Annotated in this window: 21 protein-coding genes; 4 read left to right on the forward strand and 17 right to left on the reverse strand. The window is 39.0% G+C overall.

All coding sequences use genetic code 11. From position 1 onward, the window contains the following. Positions 1 to 77: 77 nt before the first annotated feature. The 10 genes from TW85_RS17380 to TW85_RS17425 form a co-directional block, all read right to left on the reverse strand. On the reverse strand, positions 78 to 293 hold the full coding sequence (locus TW85_RS17380; RefSeq protein WP_009835857.1) for a TIGR02450 family Trp-rich protein: 216 nt from the start codon (positions 291 to 293) through the stop codon (positions 78 to 80). A gap of 58 nt (positions 294 to 351) precedes the next feature. Then, entirely contained in the window at positions 352 to 570 is a 219-nt protein-coding gene (locus tag TW85_RS17385; RefSeq protein ID WP_046018404.1) for a DUF6500 family protein, read from the reverse strand. Positions 571 to 607: 37 nt separating this feature from the next. Continuing rightward, positions 608 to 1,873, reverse strand: a complete 1,266-nt coding sequence (locus TW85_RS17390) for a crosslink repair DNA glycosylase YcaQ family protein (RefSeq protein WP_046018405.1) — start codon at positions 1,871 to 1,873, stop codon at positions 608 to 610. Positions 1,874 to 2,214: 341 nt separating this feature from the next. After that, positions 2,215 to 2,724, reverse strand: coding sequence for an N-acetyltransferase (locus TW85_RS17395; RefSeq protein ID WP_046018406.1), 510 nt, complete (start codon positions 2,722 to 2,724; stop codon positions 2,215 to 2,217). Positions 2,725 to 2,781: 57 nt separating this feature from the next. Continuing rightward, on the reverse strand, positions 2,782 to 3,507 hold the full coding sequence (locus TW85_RS17400) for a spermidine synthase (protein WP_046018407.1): 726 nt from the start codon (positions 3,505 to 3,507) through the stop codon (positions 2,782 to 2,784). 135 nt (positions 3,508 to 3,642) lie between these two features. Next, complete coding sequence (locus TW85_RS17405) at positions 3,643 to 4,359, reverse strand: hypothetical protein (RefSeq protein ID WP_046018408.1); 717 nt, start codon at positions 4,357 to 4,359, stop codon at positions 3,643 to 3,645. Between the two features lie 170 nt (positions 4,360 to 4,529). Next, a complete protein-coding gene (locus TW85_RS17410) occupies positions 4,530 to 4,928 on the reverse strand; it encodes a VOC family protein (protein WP_046018409.1) in 399 nt (132 codons plus the stop codon). Beyond that, positions 4,925 to 5,440: a GNAT family N-acetyltransferase gene (locus TW85_RS17415; protein WP_046018410.1), complete on the reverse strand. Its 516-nt coding sequence runs from the start codon at positions 5,438 to 5,440 to the stop codon at positions 4,925 to 4,927. Before TW85_RS17415 ends, TW85_RS17410 begins: the two co-directional genes overlap by 4 nt. A gap of 54 nt (positions 5,441 to 5,494) precedes the next feature. Next, complete coding sequence (locus TW85_RS17420) at positions 5,495 to 5,941, reverse strand: isoprenylcysteine carboxylmethyltransferase family protein (RefSeq protein WP_046018411.1); 447 nt, start codon at positions 5,939 to 5,941, stop codon at positions 5,495 to 5,497. A 59-nt stretch (positions 5,942 to 6,000) separates the two neighbouring features. Continuing rightward, positions 6,001 to 6,591: a Crp/Fnr family transcriptional regulator gene (locus TW85_RS17425; protein ID WP_046018412.1), complete on the reverse strand. Its 591-nt coding sequence runs from the start codon at positions 6,589 to 6,591 to the stop codon at positions 6,001 to 6,003. Positions 6,592 to 6,822: 231 nt separating this feature from the next. On the opposite strand from TW85_RS17425, the gene TW85_RS17430 reads away from it, so the two are divergent. Together TW85_RS17430 and TW85_RS17435 are read left to right on the forward strand one after the other, a co-directional pair. Then, positions 6,823 to 7,476, forward strand: coding sequence for a TetR family transcriptional regulator (locus TW85_RS17430; protein WP_046018413.1), 654 nt, complete (start codon positions 6,823 to 6,825; stop codon positions 7,474 to 7,476). Positions 7,477 to 7,547: 71 nt separating this feature from the next. Then, positions 7,548 to 8,054: an SRPBCC family protein gene (locus TW85_RS17435; RefSeq protein ID WP_046018414.1), complete on the forward strand. Its 507-nt coding sequence runs from the start codon at positions 7,548 to 7,550 to the stop codon at positions 8,052 to 8,054. A gap of 111 nt (positions 8,055 to 8,165) precedes the next feature. Here the strand turns inward: TW85_RS17435 and TW85_RS17440 are convergent, their stop codons facing one another. The 5 genes from TW85_RS17440 to TW85_RS17460 all read right to left on the reverse strand — a co-directional run bounded on the left by TW85_RS17440 (position 8,166) and on the right by TW85_RS17460 (position 13,473). After that, positions 8,166 to 8,981 carry a fatty acid desaturase gene (locus TW85_RS17440; protein WP_046018415.1) on the reverse strand — a complete coding sequence of 272 codons (816 nt, stop codon included), beginning with the start codon at positions 8,979 to 8,981 and terminating at the stop codon, positions 8,166 to 8,168. Positions 8,982 to 9,601: 620 nt separating this feature from the next. Then, on the reverse strand, positions 9,602 to 10,021 hold the full coding sequence (locus TW85_RS17445) for a GNAT family N-acetyltransferase (protein WP_046018416.1): 420 nt from the start codon (positions 10,019 to 10,021) through the stop codon (positions 9,602 to 9,604). A 57-nt stretch (positions 10,022 to 10,078) separates the two neighbouring features. Next, on the reverse strand, positions 10,079 to 10,849 hold the full coding sequence (locus TW85_RS17450) for a hypothetical protein (protein WP_046018417.1): 771 nt from the start codon (positions 10,847 to 10,849) through the stop codon (positions 10,079 to 10,081). Positions 10,850 to 11,230: 381 nt separating this feature from the next. Beyond that, positions 11,231 to 12,529, reverse strand: coding sequence for a DUF2252 family protein (locus TW85_RS17455; RefSeq protein ID WP_046018418.1), 1,299 nt, complete (start codon positions 12,527 to 12,529; stop codon positions 11,231 to 11,233). Between the two features lie 62 nt (positions 12,530 to 12,591). Further along, on the reverse strand, positions 12,592 to 13,473 hold the full coding sequence (locus TW85_RS17460) for a LysR family transcriptional regulator (protein WP_052702272.1): 882 nt from the start codon (positions 13,471 to 13,473) through the stop codon (positions 12,592 to 12,594). A 140-nt stretch (positions 13,474 to 13,613) separates the two neighbouring features. On the opposite strand from TW85_RS17460, the gene TW85_RS17465 reads away from it, so the two are divergent. Further along, the gene (locus TW85_RS17465) at positions 13,614 to 14,840 is read left to right on the forward strand and encodes an MFS transporter (RefSeq protein WP_046018420.1); all 1,227 of its coding nucleotides are present in this window, start codon (positions 13,614 to 13,616) and stop codon (positions 14,838 to 14,840) included. Positions 14,841 to 14,874: 34 nt separating this feature from the next. Here the strand turns inward: TW85_RS17465 and TW85_RS17470 are convergent, their stop codons facing one another. Continuing rightward, positions 14,875 to 16,053: an FAD-dependent monooxygenase gene (locus TW85_RS17470; RefSeq protein WP_046018421.1), complete on the reverse strand. Its 1,179-nt coding sequence runs from the start codon at positions 16,051 to 16,053 to the stop codon at positions 14,875 to 14,877. Positions 16,054 to 16,167: 114 nt separating this feature from the next. On the opposite strand from TW85_RS17470, the gene TW85_RS17475 reads away from it, so the two are divergent. Continuing rightward, entirely contained in the window at positions 16,168 to 17,043 is an 876-nt protein-coding gene (locus tag TW85_RS17475; protein WP_046018422.1) for a LysR family transcriptional regulator, read from the forward strand. A gap of 60 nt (positions 17,044 to 17,103) precedes the next feature. Here the strand turns inward: TW85_RS17475 and TW85_RS17480 are convergent, their stop codons facing one another. Further along, positions 17,104 to 17,970 (reverse strand): alpha/beta hydrolase-fold protein, encoded by an 867-nt coding sequence (locus TW85_RS17480; RefSeq protein ID WP_202904879.1) that lies wholly within the window; start codon positions 17,968 to 17,970, stop codon positions 17,104 to 17,106. Positions 17,971 to 17,987: the final 17 nt, after the last annotated feature.

Genomic DNA, 17,987 nt, shown 5'->3' on the forward strand with positions numbered 1-17,987 from the left:
GCTAGATAAAGGCGGCTTAAGCTGCCTGTATCTAGTTTTAATCTAGCTGTATTTAATTGATATAAGATAAAGGGCTTCTAACACCAGCCCTGCTGCCAAACCTGACTATCTCTTAAGTCTTGCCAATTAATGTCAAACAAACGCTTTGTCATAATCGCTTCAAGCTGGCATCTAATTACATTGCCCTCTTCGTCAAACTCAACATCTGATACAAGAAAGTGTTTTTCTTTATTTTGTGGCTGAATCGCAGTCCATTTAGTATGGCGTAGCTTTTTAGCATTCACTTTATTCATTTCGTTCCAACTTGATTTATTTCTAAGCCAATTTCGTTCAAGGCCTATTTAATAAAAGCTAATCAGCTTTTTCGACCATGCTTTTTATTTTAGTCGCCTTCTCGAAATGGTCTAGTTTGTGGGTTTGAATCCACCATGTAGCCGCTTCCATTAGCAAATCAGGATCATCATTTTTATTCTTGAAAAAGGCATAAAACGATAAGCCAACATTCTCTCCTTTACTCTCTATTTTTTGATTACATACTTGGATAATTTTATCCCTAAATGTATCTCGCATTTCAGCTAGTCCTTTTGACTTATTTTAATGAATACTGTTATTTACAGACTTCATGATTCCCATTAAGCATGTCTAGCGCCTTAACAAAATCATTATGCAGGTGCACTGGCTGCATTTTAGTAAGAGAAGCACTATCACACTTTTGAATATGGCTAAATGCTTGAATCGCTTCTGCGAAACTAGAGACCACGAATTCAGCTTCATAACCTTTTTTTTGTTTTGACACTTTATCCATAAAAGAGTCTTCAAAGTGTAAAAACTTAATCTCAAAATGTTTATCTTTACGATGTGCTTTACAGTCCATTCGACCGACAAATTCATCTTGATACAAAAGAGGTAAACTAAAATAGCCATATTGACGCTTTGCTTCTGGCACATAGCATTCGATTTGATATTGAAAACCAAAAATACTTTTCAGTCTCTCTCTTTGTATAAGGCTATTATCGAAAGGCGATAATATTTTAAATCGTTTTGGTAATCTTGGAAGCTTACTTTCTAAAGCCCCCTTTTCGATCACATAAATCTCACCATCAAGCAATTGTATTTGCTCTAAAAGGCCTTGATCTAATCTTGCGGATAACAAGACTTTCATTGCTTTACGCAAACCAGTATTGCGTCTTAAATAAGTGAGCCCTTTAAGAGACACAAAACCATGACACCTTAATTGCTGTGACAATAAATGCTCAGCAAACTCTTCAAGACTAGGAAAGCTCGTATTTACATAATCAGGTAAAACACGTTCAGTTAAGTCGTAGGTTTTCTGGAATCCTTCACGGCTACTCACCATCAAATCGCCTTGCATATAAAGCTGCTCTAAAGCCTTTTTTGCCGGCTTCCAATCCCACCAGCCTGCTTGTTTCTTAGTTTGTGTCTCAATATCACGAGAACGTAGCGGCCCATCAGAGCGAACACGTGCTAAGAGTTCTGCCATATAAGCGGTATCAGGGTCTTTATACCAGTGGGTCTGGCCTGATTTAATTGCTTCTTTATAAGGTAATGAATAACGAAAATCAGACATAGGTAAGAAAGCAGCAGCATGGGACCAATACTCAAAAATGTCACCATTAAGCATTAGTTCATTTGTCATTTCTGCTTTGAACTTGGGCACCCGAGAATGCAAAACGTGGTGATGTGCTCTTTCCACCACAGAAATAGTGTCAATTTGCACGTAACCAAGATGATTGATGGCATTACAAGCGCCTAACTTACCACTTCCAAATGGTTGGACTTGCAATAAACCTTGAGCAGATAAAGCTAAACGACGAAGTCGCGTTATATCTTTGGAAGATTTAATTTCAATCATCTTAGTTACTCATAAAATACAGATGAGTAAAAAATACTGTTTATATAAACAGTAGTCAAGATAATCAAATTAGATTAAGGAACCTACGATTAAGTCACCTCTTCTCAGTCTTTTCGGAAAAAGCGTCAAGCAAGGCGTCACTTTGATGTAATGTAGGCACCTTTCGAAAAGGGACAACACGGGGTGACGCTTTTTCTGAAAGACCCGAAGGGCGTGGTCTAAAAGACCTATCTTTAAGTTGAGGGCCTTATCAATAGAATAACTATTAAGTTACGCCCCTCGCCATAAACCTAGGCGCTTTTATCCACACGCTGAGGCGGGAGGACTTATTCGCAGGTTCCTTAAACATTGAATGCTTGGTGATAACTTACTTCACCCATTGGTAAAGGCGATGAGGTTAACGCCTTAACGAGAAAGTATTGAGCAGGTACACCCGTTAAAGTCAGCTTACTGTCTGCCTTAAAGCCAAAACGAGCGTAATATTCTGGCTCTCCTAATAAAACAACGCCTTGTGCACCCTGAGTGACTAACTCATTTAAACCTTTTAAGATTAACTGGCTACCAACCCCTTTACCTTGATACTCAGGCTTAACAGATACGGGTCCTAATCCAAACCAAGGACTAGCTTCACCTGCAATTTTTACAGGTGAGAATGCAATATGCCCTACTATGCCGGTTTCATTTTCAGCCACCAATGAAAGCGTCAAAGCACCGCTATTCCTTAAACCATTAACAATAAGGTGTTCGCTCGGTTTGGCACCAGGTTCGTGATGTGGGTGATTTTCAAACGCTTGATAAGTAATAGCTTCAATCGCTTTATAATCAGCTGCATTTTCAAAACGTATTTTCATCGTTTAAATTTTTCTCTCAAATATTATAAAAATGAAGATTTACACTAGCATGCTTATTCATAAGCCCTTCACGCAAACATAAACAGAGTTTGTCGCTACGCCACCTTGGAACGGATTATCAAATTTCACAACATGTGATTCAACCTTATCAAACACCGTTTTTAACAAGGTTTCAAAGCTTTCTTCAGGCAGGTTTTGTGACCACATGGCAAACACACCTTGTGGTTTAAGCTGCTCTGCCATCAATGCTAGTTTCTCAGTACAATAAAATGAGGCATTAGTGGCGGCAAGGAACTCAGTTGGCGAATGGTCGATATCTAACAAGATAGCATCAAACTTTTTACCTGGCGCTTCAGGGTCAAAGCCATTGTCAGGATCAATTGCTAAATCAAAGAAACTGCCATGAATATAACGATTGCGTGGATCTGCATTTAATATTTTACCAAGAGGGACTAATTCATCTTTGTGCCAACCAATCACAGTATCAAGAAAATCAACAACGAGCTGTTCCTTAATACGTGAATCTTTAAGCGCTGTGACGGCGGTATAACCCAGGCCTAAGCCACCCACAACGACGCTTAAATCATCGCCTTTTACTGCTGCAAGTCCAAGTTCTGATAACGCCTCTTCGGCGTCCACAAACATGCTCGACATTAAAAACTCTTCACCAAGCTTCACCTCATAAATATCCCGATCTCCAAGTGCAGGAATACGTCGCCTGCGCAATGAGATTTCACCGATAGGCGATGCTTGGCTATCAATTTCTTTAAAAAGTAGGGACATATTGAGTGTTTTCCTGACGGTTTATTCTAAAAATTTATTAATATTCAAATCAAAGCGCTTATAGCCATCGTACAGGCTATAAGCAGAGTAACCTTTAATTAGAAAGTAAGGCCTTGATGAGAAGCTAACCTCTAATTAAAAGCCAAGCATAAAGGAATGCACTCGATACTGATATTTTAACGAGATATTGTTTTCTAAGTATTGATACTCAGAGTTTGAAGGCGATGTTGCGATAAGATCACCATTAAACATAATATGATGACGTTTATAACTGGCTTCTAAATAAATACCTGCGGATAAACTGACGCCAGAGTAGTTCACCTTTTCTGTCTGTCCAAAATTAGCATGATCAGAATTAGAGACAACAAAACTGCCTTCATGATCCTGGTAACCTATCCCCATGCCTACACCCGCCCTATATTGCCAAGTATCAGGCGTTTCACGAGCAAACTGATAATAGAGGATGGGCGTTAAATAGATGGATAACCCTTCTATTTCTGTACCTAAATTATTTAAATTTGAGGACGCTGAACCCTCTGTTTGTACTTGTTTGTCGAGTTTTGATGAGACAAAGTTCGCGGAAAAAGTATAGGACCAATTCTTATCATCCCAGATATATTGAGGTTTGGTACGAAGTGAAATACTGGGTACGAGCTCAATACCATCCGTTGTGAATTTAGCCGCTTCCTCAGAGCTATCTTTATCAGTGATAGTGATACTTCTATCACTGAATGAAGGCCCTAAAAGTACATCAAACCTTGTGGCGGACGTAAAACCTTCTTCAGAGAAGCTCTCATCTGCATGGCTATTCAAACATGGCATTAAGACTAAAATTAAGAGATAACGGGGCATAATACATCCATATAAAAACCCAAAAAGAGGCTTTCCAAATCAAAAAAGCATAAGCGGTTATGATGGCATTATATAAGGCGGTACTGATATTAAAAATCTATTTTTTATTAACTCAAATGAAAATCAGACTAAAAGCTTATTTTAGCTAATTAAGAATCATGCTTAATAAGCTAAATATTGTGCACTAATTCTATTTCTTCTCCATCAGGCCCTTGAATAAAAACAACACGTCTTGCAATTGTTTGCTCATCTTGCCCCTTAATATCAAAAGGCCCCCTAAGAATGGGAGCGCCTTTAGATTCAAGAAATGCCATAGCAGTCTTCAAACATCTGACATTCAGGGCAAAGTGCACTAAAGAACCTTGGTTGCGCGCCTGATACATTTCAAAAGGGAATAACTCAATATAGGTGCCAGCACCTATCGCTACTTTTATATTTCCTTTATTACGACCAAGAGATTCATTCACCTCAAGGCCTAACACCTGAGTATAAAACCTAACCGATCTTTCTAAATCGGTGCAACTAATCGCAACATGACTTAAAGAAGTTTGGCCCAGTGAAATACTCATAAGTTAGCTGCTACGATATTTGCTGTTGAAGCATTCTCGCTGACCGTTAACACCATCACAGTTTTTCTAACATCGTTATTCCCAACCCTATCCATTTCTGTCTTAACAGAGACAAATCCATACTTCTCATACAGTGCGATATTATGGTCTTCACAGCGCAAATATAACGATTGAGCTTTTAAGTGTTTTGCTTTTTTTATGGCCTCAAGAATCAATTTGCTAGAAACACCTTTACCTCTGTGTTCACTCGGTACATACACGCCATCTAACCAATGATGCCAGTTGGGGTATTGCTCTAATTCACGATATTTAAGCTCAGCAACACCGACTAACGCTTGATCCATATGTGCCAGAATAGTCATAGGGAAAGTGTCTTTATTAGCACCTAATAAAACCTTCTCAGTTAACGTCGTTTTAACTGTTTCTGGCATACTGTGTCCCCATTCTGCCAAATACCATTTAGCAATAAGGTGTGCATCTTGTTGATGATCTACTAACAATGAAATATCCATATTTCCTCTAAAAAAATCTATTCATATAAATGTAAAAGGCTAGATAACAACCCCTTATATCCAGCGCCTTACCCTTTTACAGTAATTTTCATATTCCTGACCGAAGATCTCTACCATCACCTTCTCTTCAAACGCGATGTACCACGTATTGGTAATAATAACGAATAAGACTACCCATAAGAACGAGCTAATGGCAGCACCACTTACTAGTGCAACACCAAATAAGGCGATTACAAAACCAAGGTACATAGGATTTCGACTAAAACGATAAAGCCCTTCTGTCACCAACTTATCTGGCCGCTCAAATGTCATGATGTTGGTATCTCGTTTTTTAAATAGGTTTTTTCCTTTTATCGCCATCAAGTAGCCAATCAAGATCCAAGGTATGCCTAGCAAATTGTAGGGGAAAGCTAAATTATGACGCGAACCTAATAACCAGCAGCTAACTAATATCAAAACAATAAAAAGTAAAAATAATATAGGTGGCAGTAGTTTTTTCATTCCGTTCTCCAATAAAGTGTTCAGTTACTTTACTGGGAAATATTTGGCTTCACCTTTACCTATGTTAAGTCCATCTCTTTTCTAATCCGAGATAAGCTCACATCTGTAATACCAAGGTACATAGCCACATGCCTTAAGGGAATCAAATGGCTTTCACCTTCAAATTCCTTTAAAAATATTTGATAACGCTCTCTTGCCGATAGAAGTAAAAAACTGGCTTCTCTCTTCTCCTTCTTTAACACAAGGCGTTCAAAAAGCTGTAGAAGAAAAGCCATTATATTTGAGTGTACTTGTGCAAGTTTTACGAGAGAAGCATAATCTATTGCCGCAACCCGACATGGGGTTATGGCTTGCGTATAAAAAGGACTAGGGCTATTTTCAACTAAGGTACTAATACTGGCAAAAGCCCCACCAGCCCTTACTAAAGATTTATTTCTCTCTCTTCCTTCTTGATCAATATAAAAATATCGACCAATCCCCTCAATCACAAAATAAATATTGTTTGGTTTATCATTGAAAGAAAAAATAAAATCTTTTGGCTGATAAACCTTAAAAGTCATTTCCGCTAACAACTTATCCCAGTCATCTTGCGTGAAGCTTACTCTTGTTGAGAAAATCCTAACTAATTGATTCACCATTTCAGCTTTCATTTCATTCCCTGCCTTTCCATAGACGCCCTTAGAAACATGATACCAAGATTACAAGGCAAATCTTACCTAAAACAGCCTGAAACGAAGCCTGTAAGGCGAAGAAACCGACAACCCCCCATAATAAAAATCATCAATTTTAGATTAAATATTTGACAAGAGACCATCAGTCTCTTAATCTTAAAATAAGAGACCGACAGACACTTAAATATTTCAACTCAGGATAAACACCTTATGAATTGGCAAAGAGCGAGAACAGACGACAAAAAAAGTGAAAGGAAAGAGGCCATCTATCAGGCTGCTTTCACACTTTTTAAAGAAAAAGGTTACGAAGGTGTAAGTTTTAACGGCATTGCAGCTCAAGCAGGCTTTACCAAGTCCAATATGTACCGTTATTTCACCTCTAAAGAAGAAGTCTTTTTAAACGTGTTTGGGGATTTATTTGAAAACTGGTTTAACGATTGTATTAACCAGTTAAAGGCTTTTGACCAAGAAGAAGATAGTCTCAAGTTTGCACAAGCCTGGGTTGAGATCTTATTAAAACACCCAGAGTTTTTAGATCTGACTCCCCTTATGTTTATTGCACTGGAAGCAAATTCATCCTATGAAGAGTTAATTGAGTTTAAACGTAAATCTAAAGGGCTTTTATATCAGTTAGCGCTTGAAATTAGCAGAATTTATCCCGCTCTTGAAGGTGAGAATGCATTTCAATTTCTCACATTAAGTTATGCAGCAACCGCTAACTATTGGGCAGGTAGCAGGCAAAACGATGCGCTTAATCAGGTCTATGCCTTAGAAGAATTTCAAATGTTAAAACCTGATTTCGAGCGCAACCTCATACGCTCTATTGTCATTATTATTAATGGCATAAAAGCAGAGCAAACTTAATAAAACCTAATGTTTTAACGAAATAATGTACTTATTAAAAATTAAACTCACTTATAGAAAGGTAAATAACCATGGCACATCATGCAGAAAACACAATAAAAGTTAACCTTCCCGCAAAACAGATTTGGAACATACTTGATGACTATGCCAGTGTTGAGAAATTTGCGACCACAATTACCTCCTCCCCTATCATCAATGATATTCATCGAGGATTAGGTGCCAAACGTCACTGCACCTTTAAAGATGGATCTAGTCTAGTTGAAGAGATCATCGAATATCAGGAAGGCCAAGGTTATACCATACTACTTTCTGATCACTCACTTCCTCTTAAAAGCATGCAAGCTAAAATGAGCGTTAAAGCTATCGATGCAAACTCCTGTGAGATTTTTATGTCGGCAGATTTCGTTGTAAAAGGCGGGCCGCTTGGCTTACTAATGGGAAGCCTTTTGATGCGCCCTATGATGAAAGGTGTATTTAAAAAAGTAATGACTGGCTTAGCTTATCATGCAGAAACAGGAAATTTAATTGGGGAAAAACTGCCAAATAACGAACAACTTAATAAACTCATTTTAGGCTAGCTTTAGCCTAAAATATTGCATAAAGCAGCTCATAAAATCTAACTAAAGATTTCGGTGTACCCTGTTACTTGGTACACCGAGTTAGCTTTTAATGGTTAAACAGGAAGACCTCTATCTATGAGAGAATAAAGAACGCAAGTAGAGATGTTCAGGAATTTTATCCGCAATCGTGGCATGTAACTCAGGCAATCTAGACCAATGTACACCCTGTCTGTGGTGATGAGCTGTGTGATAACCAAGGTTACCTGTCAATAGATTGAAGACACGATTTAAATTGTTATAAGAAGCTTCAAACTCATTCTCTGTGCTCAAGCCAGAATGATGATCATAGGTAACATAAGCCGTGAAAAGTAAGCTGGTAATCATAGGCAAGGCAAATAAGAAAAAGCCCGCAGTAGGGTTAAACCAAACAAGTAGCCCCACAATCAAAAAAGTAGGCGCTAGATAAGTTAAGAAAGGCTTAAGTTGCTTGGGAAAGCGTTTACCCACTGAATACCCTCTTGGGTAAGCAGTGATAGCCACTTCAAGTGTATAGCCAATTACCCCCATCTTAGTGCCGTCTTTACGTTGCCAGCGGCTCTCGTCCTTTTCTTGGTCAAGAAAGTTAATATGGTGACCTAATACATGGTGTAATCGCCATAGGTTTGTTGTCACACCAGTATGCAGCGCGTAAAAGAACTCCAAACCACGATTTAAAGCATCAGATCGGAAAGTAAATAAATGCTGATGGTGGTGATTCCAAGCGCAAATAACCCCTTTTGGAATAATCATTAATAGGTAATAACCTATGAGTAAAACTGTGCTTTCAAGAGTGAAATAGAGAATAAAATCTAAGAGAGTAAGCGAAAGGATGATAGTAACGGGCCAGCGGTCTTCTTTATACTTAAAAATGCCGGTATGTTTTGAAGCTTTAGAGTTATTTTTCATTTGAGTCCAATCTAACGATTAATCATGGTTACAGCGTTCCTTGCTAAAAATTAATGATGTCTATGGTGAACAAGTCTCTGGCAACTAAAGGTAGTCAAACTCCCCTGTTTGCTCTCCTAAAACGACTTGAGTGTTATTATTTTGTTCAAATTACTAAGCTTTTCCCTCAAAAAACCAAACAGTTAAAAAAGGGAACCTACTTTAGCGCGGGCTACTATAACTGCAAATGCGACAAACGTGTTAATTTTTTGATTTATTTACAGAAGCGTTGACATAAGGCGGGCATAAAATGTGACAAAGCCTAGGGAACCTGCGAATAAGTCCTCCCGCCTCAGCGTGTGAATAAAAGCCGTTAGATTTATGGCGAGGGTCGCAACTTAATAGTCATTCTATTGATAAGGCCCTTAACGTAAAGATAGGGCTTTTAGACCACGCCCTTCGGGTCTTTGAAGAATGTCTAAACGGCATTTCAGAAAAAGTAACACCCTGTGTTGTCACTTCTCGAAAGGTACTTACACAGACTTTCTATTAATAAACGCAAAGTAACGTCTTGTGTGATATTTTTTCCCCATATGCCTTAGAAAAACAGACTGAGAAGAGGTGACTTAATCACAGGTTCCCTAGGGAACCTGTGATTTGAGGTGTATCTGCATCTTAAAATATAAAACACCTGATTTATTAAACTCTTCACCTTGTTTTTCCATACCTAGCTTTTCATAAAACCCAGCAGCCGTTATACGAGCATCACACCAGAAAAGCCTTATCCCCTCGTGTTGAAGCTCTCTCATAATGTGTTTTATCAAGCGAGAACCAATCCCTAACCCTTGAAATGCGTCTAATGTGGCAAACTTTCTAAGCCTTGCCACATCTTTATTTTTATAGACAGAAGCGACGCACACTAAACTCCCTGCCTTGTATACGCCATAATGTTGCGCGTCCTCATCACCATCAACCTGACAAAAGCTTATTGGTTTATCTGGCCATAAGACCTCTTGTCTTAAGGGCAGAGCGTCTTGCCAATTGATAGCTCGTATTTCCACTGATACTCCTCGTATACAAAATGGCAGGAAAAAGAGTAGATAAACTAGTTAAGCCGACTAGCTTTTCACCCAAACTTGTCGGGTGCCATCGGAATTAAAACCCATACTATAACAGTTTTTCTGACTAACACTTTCTGGGATGACATCCGTTAAAATCAATTCGGAACCTAGCGTAAGCGCATCTTCAATTCGAGCATTTAAAAGCGCCAATTGACAACCTCTACCTCGCAAGCTTTCTTGCGTAAAGGCATTAGCTAAAATCGCAACATCATTTTTCACATAAGATGTCGCCCAGGCACAAGGTTCACCATGAAAGTAAGCAATAAAAGTACGGAATGATTCAGCACAGTAAAACGACTTTTTTTCTTTCCAAATTTGGTCAGTACAAGTAACACCTGATGTTTTCAAAAGCGCTAAAAAGTCATCCACTTTGTTTTCTTGCCAGCGTTCAACTGTCACATTATTCAGTTTCATATGGTTAAATTTTGCTCGAGAGCGATTTAAACTCAAAAAAGCATGCTGGTATTCTGGCTGATAACCTTTTTCATCTAACCAATGTTTCAAATCGTCGTTCATCAAACCTGCTTCAATACTAATTTCAGGCTGGAAGCCATGGCCGTATAAACGATAAATACTAGTTAAATAGTCCAGATCACAAGACTGATAAATTAAAATTTGATTATCAAATTCCCGTGTTTTGTCTATATAAGCTAATAATCCAGATGATTCGATAATAGCTAGCTCACTTGGAAGCATAGTCGATAAGCTACGTTTATTATTAAATCGAAAATAAAGGCTATAAGCGTCTCTTGCTCTTTTAATCTGCATTGTTCCCTCAATGATTTAACTTAATTCTGATCTACCTGATCAAAAGTAATGACTTTAAATACCCATCTGATCGAAAACTTTTTTAATCCATGATTTTTCATAGTTAAAGAAACATTCACGACAAGCACATAATATTTATTTTTCTATAAATTACAAATACTTATATAAATATTACGCCCCATACGTTTAATTAATAATAAATATAACAGCCAATCATTTGACCGAATAGGTGATGAGATACTTAGCTCAGACTAATAAAACAGGGCCAATTTATGAATAAAAAAGTCATTAATACAAAAATATCAGTCCTAAAAAGCATAGAGAGCTAATAAAAAAGCACATTAGAATTGATAAATATATAGAAGCGTTAGCCCTAGAAACCTAGGTTCGAATTTGGTCTTTTAGCCATAACCAGTCTTCTGTTACCTGTTTTGCGTAAGCAAGACTAGATAGCTTTATCTCGTCAATACAAGTAGGTAAAGACAAGACCACACTCTCCTCAAAAGCCAAAGAGCGCTTGTCACTGCGACAATGAGCCAGGGCCAAAGCTTTACCACAAGCGACAGCGTAATCAACAAAACCGCCTTTTAAAGCTGCTTTTTTACCTAGAGCAATATCTTCTGGGTCAATACCCACTTTTGCATGATGTCGAGATCGAATTAACCAATGTTCATTTTGCCATTCAACCTCATCCAATACTAAATCCGGATAGCGTTGCATTTTACGCTGGCACATAATCGTTAGATGAGCAGGATTTAAACGGTTGTTCGGACTCAATCCCGGAAAAAAATAGATAGGAGCAGCCTCTCTCTGCTTTTTAACTTCAACAAGATGACATAAGGCTAAATCTTCAAGCCCTTTATAGCCTTTTGGGCCAATTAAAAAGTAATAGCGTGACATATTCACCGAGCCTGTGCCTGCATTTTTACGAGCAACAATATCCCAGATATAATCATCCATGTAAGGCGCAAAGGTATCCGCCAGTTCTTGATAAAGCGCGTCATCCAAAGGTAGGAACTTGTCCTCTAAATCCTTAAAAGATAAAGACGTGCCTTCAAACTTAATCGCTTTGGCTAATGTGCTTTTTAGATGAAATTGTTCTCCGCCAATTGCTCGCCTTTGTGCTTTTTTAAAGGGCTTACTCAAGATAGAAAAGTTTTCAAGGGCACTTCTATCCATGGCCATGTGTCGATGCTCTTGGCCATTAAGACCTAGTTCGCAAATAGATAAATAGCCTTTTAAGAAAGACTCAATCCCTTGTTCAACTTGTGATTGAGTCACAACTTCATCTGTCGCATCTGCTTCTAAACGACAATGCTGAGTCGTTAAAGCCAAACTGATACTAAACCTCAATAGATCCCACTCAGGCCGCCCAATACAGGCATCATCGAAGTCATTTGGTGAGAATATAACACGCCCTCCATGGGAGCCTTCCTCTGTCAAAAAACCAAAATTTGACGCATGACAATCTCCCATTACACAGGTTAACGGCAGGTTTTTTAGAGCATTTGGGATAAGTAAGGTACCAGAAGCAATATCCGCATAAAAAAGTTGAGCGGACCCTCGATAAAACACAAAAGGAGACAGGGCCATTTTCTGATACTTGGCTTCCTCTTTTGTAATCTTTACCCCATCAATACGCGTTAGCTCTCGGGTTACCAGTTCAGCTCTTGATGACATTTATCTCTCCTTGTTGGCCTAATACTAATCAAATAGAGTATGTGATGAAAACAACGAAATGGTTATTGCTCCACTCCTATTTCTTCTTCTAAAAAGTTTAAAAAAGCATCCAATTTAGGCGAAAGAGCACGCTTTTGGTGGTAAAAAGCAAAACGATCAATATCTGGTTGTTCAAAGTCAGGTAATAACTGAACTAAATCCCCCTTATTCAGAGCCTCCTCCACATAAACAGAGTAAGTATTTAATACCCCCAAACCCTGTAAAGCAGCTTCGATAGAGACAGGAATATGATTACTGATATAACGGCTACTGGCTTCAAAGGCAAATTTTCCCAAATCAGGATGTGAAAATTTCCATTGATTAAAAAGCTTGTCTCCGCCTTTATGTAAAATAACACTGTGTGCTTTTAACTCATCTGGATGTGTCGGTGTTCCATTGACACTAAGATAGGTTGGGCTTGCCACCAAAATAGGTAACAAAGGTTTAATAGGCAAACAATATAAGCCTAAATCAGCGCCTGGCTTTTTAGAGCGGATACCTAGATCATAACCATCTCGCTTTAAATCACGCCAATGATTAGATAGATCGAGCTCCACTTCAATCTCAGGATAGCGTTTCATAAATTTAGGAATAATAGGTGCCAATAAATGCTGCCCTAGCGAAACAGGTGCCGTTAGTTTTAATTTACCTCTTGGCGTACCCTGTGCTTGCTTTGTATCGTTCTCTAGCTCTTCAAGTTCATTCAGAATAAATTCTGCCTTATCAAAATAGCGCCGCCCTGTGTCTGTCAAAGACATGGTACGAGTACTTCTTATCACCAATTGAGTTTGTAAATCCTGCTCTAATAGCTGTATCGCTTTAGTCACCGTGGGGCTTTTAAGTTGCAAATGCTCAGCCGCTTTAGCAAAAGAACCCGCTTTAACCAAGGTAACGAATATTCGCATCCGTTGAAATTTATCTCCATGTCGTGACATATCGCCCTATTAATTCCTTTAAGCTAATAGTGAATTAGATCTTGAGTGTATTACACTATTTTAAGTTATCAAATAGACTTGCCAACCTTATTTATAGCAAGGATTTGTCAGTGAATATCTATTTGTACCTTAATCGTTTCATGACAGCTTTAGCAGACTATGGTCTGATGTTTTTAATCCCCTTATTTGTTTTTCAAACCACGCAAAGTGCACAACTAGCAGGCCTAGCATTCACGATTGAGTATTTAGTTAAGGTGTTTTTTAGCCCAGTTGCGGGGTTATTAATCGATAGATATCCGTTAATCAAACTAATGAGCCTAGTTAATATCACTAGAGCTTTTGTGAGTATTCTTGTCGCAACAGGCTTATTCATTCTTGATGGACAAAATAGCCAGGTAATTTTTACTCTTGTGGTGCTCTTATCAGTGTTCAATGGACTTGGTTTTGCCATCAATTTTATGGCACAAGAGTCCCTATTAACCCAATTAATAGCACCAAAATATTTCGCTAAGGTTCAAGCCAAGGTGCAAAGTTTAGAGCAAACCGCTCTGGTAACAGCTCCCATCATTTTTGCTGCAGCCTTAAGTATTGCTGAGTTTCATTGGGTTTTAGCGAGTTTTATCTTCATTTTTATTATTGCAAACTTAGCGTTAATAAAAGGTGTGAAACAAGATAAACTTGATGGTCCTTCAGATCGTTTGCTCTCATTAAAACAACGACTTGCCGCTAACTTTAGCGTCGGACAAAGCTATCTCTTTAAATCCAAGCCACTACAGCGAATTGTCTTGTCGACTTTTTTATTAAATATTATCTATGGCACCTTATTGGCCATTGGTGCGCCTGCTGTCATTGGATACTTTGGAAAAGAGGCGGCCAGTTTTGCAAGTTTGCAAACGGCTGGCGCCCTCGCCTCTATCCTAGTACTTATCATGATAGTTAGGCTCTCTGATCGTACAACACCAACCCAACTTGGCATCATTGCTTTCATCTGTGTAAGTTTAGGCGGTTTTATCTCAGGTTTTGCCAACAGTTTCGAACTCTTTGTAATTGGCGCCATGCTCATACTCGGGTTTGATGGCATGTTTAATATTTATATACGTACCAGAAGAATGGAGATCATTGCTCGAAAAGACTATAACAAGGTGATGGGGCTATTAATGATAGTGAATAATGTCAGTAAACCCTTATCAGGCTTCATCGTTTTTAGCTTAGGTCATTGGTTTTCCGTGCTTGAAATACTTATTTTTGCTACGGCGTTTGCAAGCATTCTGACCTTTAGCCTCAAGCTATTCCACACCTCAGAGGAGGAAAGCACCTTACTCGAAAGCACAGAATAGCTTAAAAAAAGCGACCAGAGAGTTTACGAGATGACTAGTTTGTTAGACCTTGCATCCAAAACTCTCTTAACTGATTAGCAGAGACACTTGCACCTAACTGAGAGGAATCAGTTTTTGAGCTAGCACTTGCTTCACTTGATGAAGAGAAAATACGGCTAGCAAGCCTTCGTCCGATGTTTTGAGCCGCAGTCGTTTTATCTATACGACTTTGATAAAACCGGTTTAAGATCTCTTGCAAATTATTAGTCTTGCCCGCTTGCTTTCTCTCTTGTGAGTTATGCTCATCCAAAAGCGTCACTAAATGCCAAGCATCTTCCAAGGCCTGACAGGCACCTTGGCCTGAAGTGGGTAAAGGTGCATGCGCTGCATCTCCAATAATAAGCACATTATCTTTATGCCAATAAGGTAAAGGCGCTATATCATGAACAAGAATATGATTTAGTGATGCTGGCTCATAATGATTCAATATTGCTTTAACCCTATCTGGCCAAGCTTGAAAGCGTTCATGCATCTCTTCATACCAACTGGTCACAGGCCTTTTTTTATCAAACTGAGTAGCCCAAGCCGCGGCCCAATAACTGCGCCCTCCTTTTACAGAAACGATGCCAAAGCGCTCTGCATCACCTCGATAATCTTGTATCGCCTCTTCTAATGCATGATCTTCTAACTGAGCTGTCCCAATAATATTCACAAAACCTTGGTAACTAGGCGCTACAGAGTCGTTAAATAGATGTTGTCTCACTACAGACCTCATACGTCCATCCGCACCGACGACTAAATCAACATCTCTTGCTATTGCTTCAATATCTTGCGCTTTGATTGCAGATGAAAATCTTATGCTTCCACCTAATGCCACCAACTTATTCTCTAAAATAGTCATCAAGTCACGACGCAAAATACTGACCGAACGGTACCCACAAAGCCGATTGACTTCTTTTATGTCAAGTTCTGCTTTTAGTTGCCCTTCGTTATCGTATTGCTGCATAAACATAGGCAAACCGCCCTTTTCCAATACCGCTTTATCAAGACCAAGCTTTTGCATTACAAACATGGCATTTGGCCATAAGGTAATACCGGCACCCATGGTTTTAATGCCCGCATTGGCTTCATAAACACTCACTCGATACCCTTTTTTAATCACCAAAATAGCTAGGGCTAAACCCGCTATACCAGCACCAACAATGGCGATGTGCTTTACTGCTTTTGCTTTCATATTGATTACCACGCCTTTATCTCAAAATTAAATTCGAAATAGAGTGTGACAAACTCATTAATTAGGATAAATTGGTAATTATTAAATAGTTAATCCCATTTAATGAGTTAATTTATGATTGAAAAAATTGAAACCCAATGGCTACTTAGCTTTAAAAGTGTCTACGAACAATTAAGTTTTAAATTAGCAGCGGAGCAACTTCAGCTACCTAGTTCGAATGTGAGTCGTCACGTATCTCTATTAGAAAAGTCGCTAAATTCACGTTTATTGGAGAGAACGACCCGAAAAATGCAGGCAACAGCTGCAGGCACAAAACTCTATCACTCACTAATACCCTTAATGCAAGCGATGGATGATGCATTAGAGGAAGTCTCGTTACATGGAGAATCAGTGTCTGGTCACCTTAAAATAATCACACCAGACCTCCCTTTCATGGGAGAAGTCATTGCGGACTTTTGCCTACAGCACCCCCAGATTCAGTTAAGTTGTGATACTCAATTAAACCCAAATGAAGGCTTGTTAGATGGGTTTGATCTGATACTAAGCTTTGGCCGTGGGCCACTCGAAGATTCTGGCTGGGTAGCAAAAGAAATACTACGTTGGACAAGCTGTGTCGTAGCATCACCCTCTCTGCTCAAAGAGCATGCCGTACCAAGTACCTTGAATGAACTTAGCAAATCCCCCTGTATTACGAGTTTATCTGTGTTACAGGGCACGCCTTGGCGCTTTAAAAACCAAGAAAAACTACAAGTGGAGTCCAGCTATAAAGTGAATAGCGGCAACCTTGCCAAGGCAGCAGCGCTAAAAGGTTTGGGTTTTGCCATATTACCACTGCATGCTTGCCAAGCAGAAATAGCCAAAGGGGATTTAATTGAAATTAAACTTGATGAAAAACCAGAAGACTTAGTATTACACGCCTTTTACTCGGGGCGAAAATACCCGCTTCAGAAAGTTAAAGCCTTTTTGACGCATCTAGCCTCTAGCCTCTAGCCTCTAGCCTAGAAAAGAGCCGTTTATAAACACATTCAAGTTGGTTTCAGCAGATACCCATTAGATATCCTGATAAATCCACATTAGCCCTTTTGTTAGGCCAATTGGAAAGGTTGAGTAATGGTCCGTACCTTGAACCACCTCACCTTTTAATTGCAAACCATGATATCCACGAGATTCTAAACGTTTCATGAAGCGTTTATGACCATCTACCATATCATTTCGCATGCCATTTGCCGTTGTTTCTAACGCACCAGTGGCCATAAACACTTTAGCGTTCAAGCTTGTATGCTGGCTCGCGTAGGTATTCTCAAACGTAAAAATTAAATCCTTTTTAAACCACAATGATGGACTAGTTAGCACATAGGCAGAAAACAGCTCAGGCTTAGTCACTAGCACCCAAGCAGCAAAAGAGCCACCTAAAGAGTGTCCCGCTAGCATTCGTTTATTTGTATCCGTACGATATTGGCCTTCAATAAGAGGAAAAACTTCTTTCTGAATAAAATCTAAATAAGCAGGCGCGCCACCTGTCTTATAGTTCACCCAGCTTTTATCTACTTCGGGCGTGAGATCACGCACTCGGCTAAATTGACCATTTTCTCCTTTAGCAAAAGAGATCCCTACCAAAATCGCCTTATCCATACTAGGAAAGTGCGTCACGCCAGAAGCAACCTTAAAGGTATGTGGTCCATCATTTAAATATAAAACAGGATAGCGTTTGGACTGGCTATTCTCGTCAAAATAGCCTCTTGGTAATTTTATATAGAGTTTATAATCACGCCCTAACCGCTGAGATTCGATTGCTAGGGTATGGCTATTCGTTATTTTGAAGGGATTATTTAATTCGGGCTCAGTAAGCTCAATAGAGCCAGCTTGAAGGCTCAGCGAGACGCTAAGAAAGATAAATGAGAATAGAGTTTTCATCATAGTGTTTTGTTTACCAT

This window comes from Marinomonas sp. S3726, assembly GCF_000967665.1.
Classification (GTDB): Bacteria; Pseudomonadota; Gammaproteobacteria; order Pseudomonadales; family Marinomonadaceae; genus Marinomonas.

What these genes read in the sequence shown, in the direction of transcription:
- TW85_RS17455 (WP_046018418.1), bottom strand. Translation starts at nt 12,529, where the DNA reads ATGTCATCAAGAGCTGAACTGGTAACCCGAGAGCTAACGCGTATTGAT.
- TW85_RS17480 (WP_202904879.1), bottom strand. Translation starts at nt 17,970, where the DNA reads ATGATGAAAACTCTATTCTCATTTATCTTTCTTAGCGTCTCGCTGAGC.
- TW85_RS17435 (WP_046018414.1), top strand. Translation starts at nt 7,548, where the DNA reads ATGGCACATCATGCAGAAAACACAATAAAAGTTAACCTTCCCGCAAAA.
- TW85_RS17450 (WP_046018417.1), bottom strand. Translation starts at nt 10,849, where the DNA reads ATGCAGATTAAAAGAGCAAGAGACGCTTATAGCCTTTATTTTCGATTT.
- TW85_RS17405 (WP_046018408.1), bottom strand. Translation starts at nt 4,359, where the DNA reads ATGCCCCGTTATCTCTTAATTTTAGTCTTAATGCCATGTTTGAATAGC.
- TW85_RS17400 (WP_046018407.1), bottom strand. Translation starts at nt 3,507, where the DNA reads ATGTCCCTACTTTTTAAAGAAATTGATAGCCAAGCATCGCCTATCGGT.
- TW85_RS17390 (WP_046018405.1), bottom strand. Translation starts at nt 1,873, where the DNA reads ATGATTGAAATTAAATCTTCCAAAGATATAACGCGACTTCGTCGTTTA.
- TW85_RS17420 (WP_046018411.1), bottom strand. Translation starts at nt 5,941, where the DNA reads ATGAAAAAACTACTGCCACCTATATTATTTTTACTTTTTATTGTTTTG.
- TW85_RS17440 (WP_046018415.1), bottom strand. Translation starts at nt 8,981, where the DNA reads ATGAAAAATAACTCTAAAGCTTCAAAACATACCGGCATTTTTAAGTAT.
- TW85_RS17470 (WP_046018421.1), bottom strand. Translation starts at nt 16,053, where the DNA reads ATGAAAGCAAAAGCAGTAAAGCACATCGCCATTGTTGGTGCTGGTATA.
- TW85_RS17425 (WP_046018412.1), bottom strand. Translation starts at nt 6,591, where the DNA reads ATGAAAGCTGAAATGGTGAATCAATTAGTTAGGATTTTCTCAACAAGA.
- TW85_RS17385 (WP_046018404.1), bottom strand. Translation starts at nt 570, where the DNA reads ATGCGAGATACATTTAGGGATAAAATTATCCAAGTATGTAATCAAAAA.
- TW85_RS17410 (WP_046018409.1), bottom strand. Translation starts at nt 4,928, where the DNA reads ATGAGTATTTCACTGGGCCAAACTTCTTTAAGTCATGTTGCGATTAGT.
- TW85_RS17415 (WP_046018410.1), bottom strand. Translation starts at nt 5,440, where the DNA reads ATGGATATTTCATTGTTAGTAGATCATCAACAAGATGCACACCTTATT.
- TW85_RS17395 (WP_046018406.1), bottom strand. Translation starts at nt 2,724, where the DNA reads ATGAAAATACGTTTTGAAAATGCAGCTGATTATAAAGCGATTGAAGCT.
- TW85_RS17430 (WP_046018413.1), top strand. Translation starts at nt 6,823, where the DNA reads ATGAATTGGCAAAGAGCGAGAACAGACGACAAAAAAAGTGAAAGGAAA.
- TW85_RS17475 (WP_046018422.1), top strand. Translation starts at nt 16,168, where the DNA reads ATGATTGAAAAAATTGAAACCCAATGGCTACTTAGCTTTAAAAGTGTC.
- TW85_RS17460 (WP_052702272.1), bottom strand. Translation starts at nt 13,473, where the DNA reads ATGCGAATATTCGTTACCTTGGTTAAAGCGGGTTCTTTTGCTAAAGCG.
- TW85_RS17380 (WP_009835857.1), bottom strand. Translation starts at nt 293, where the DNA reads ATGAATAAAGTGAATGCTAAAAAGCTACGCCATACTAAATGGACTGCG.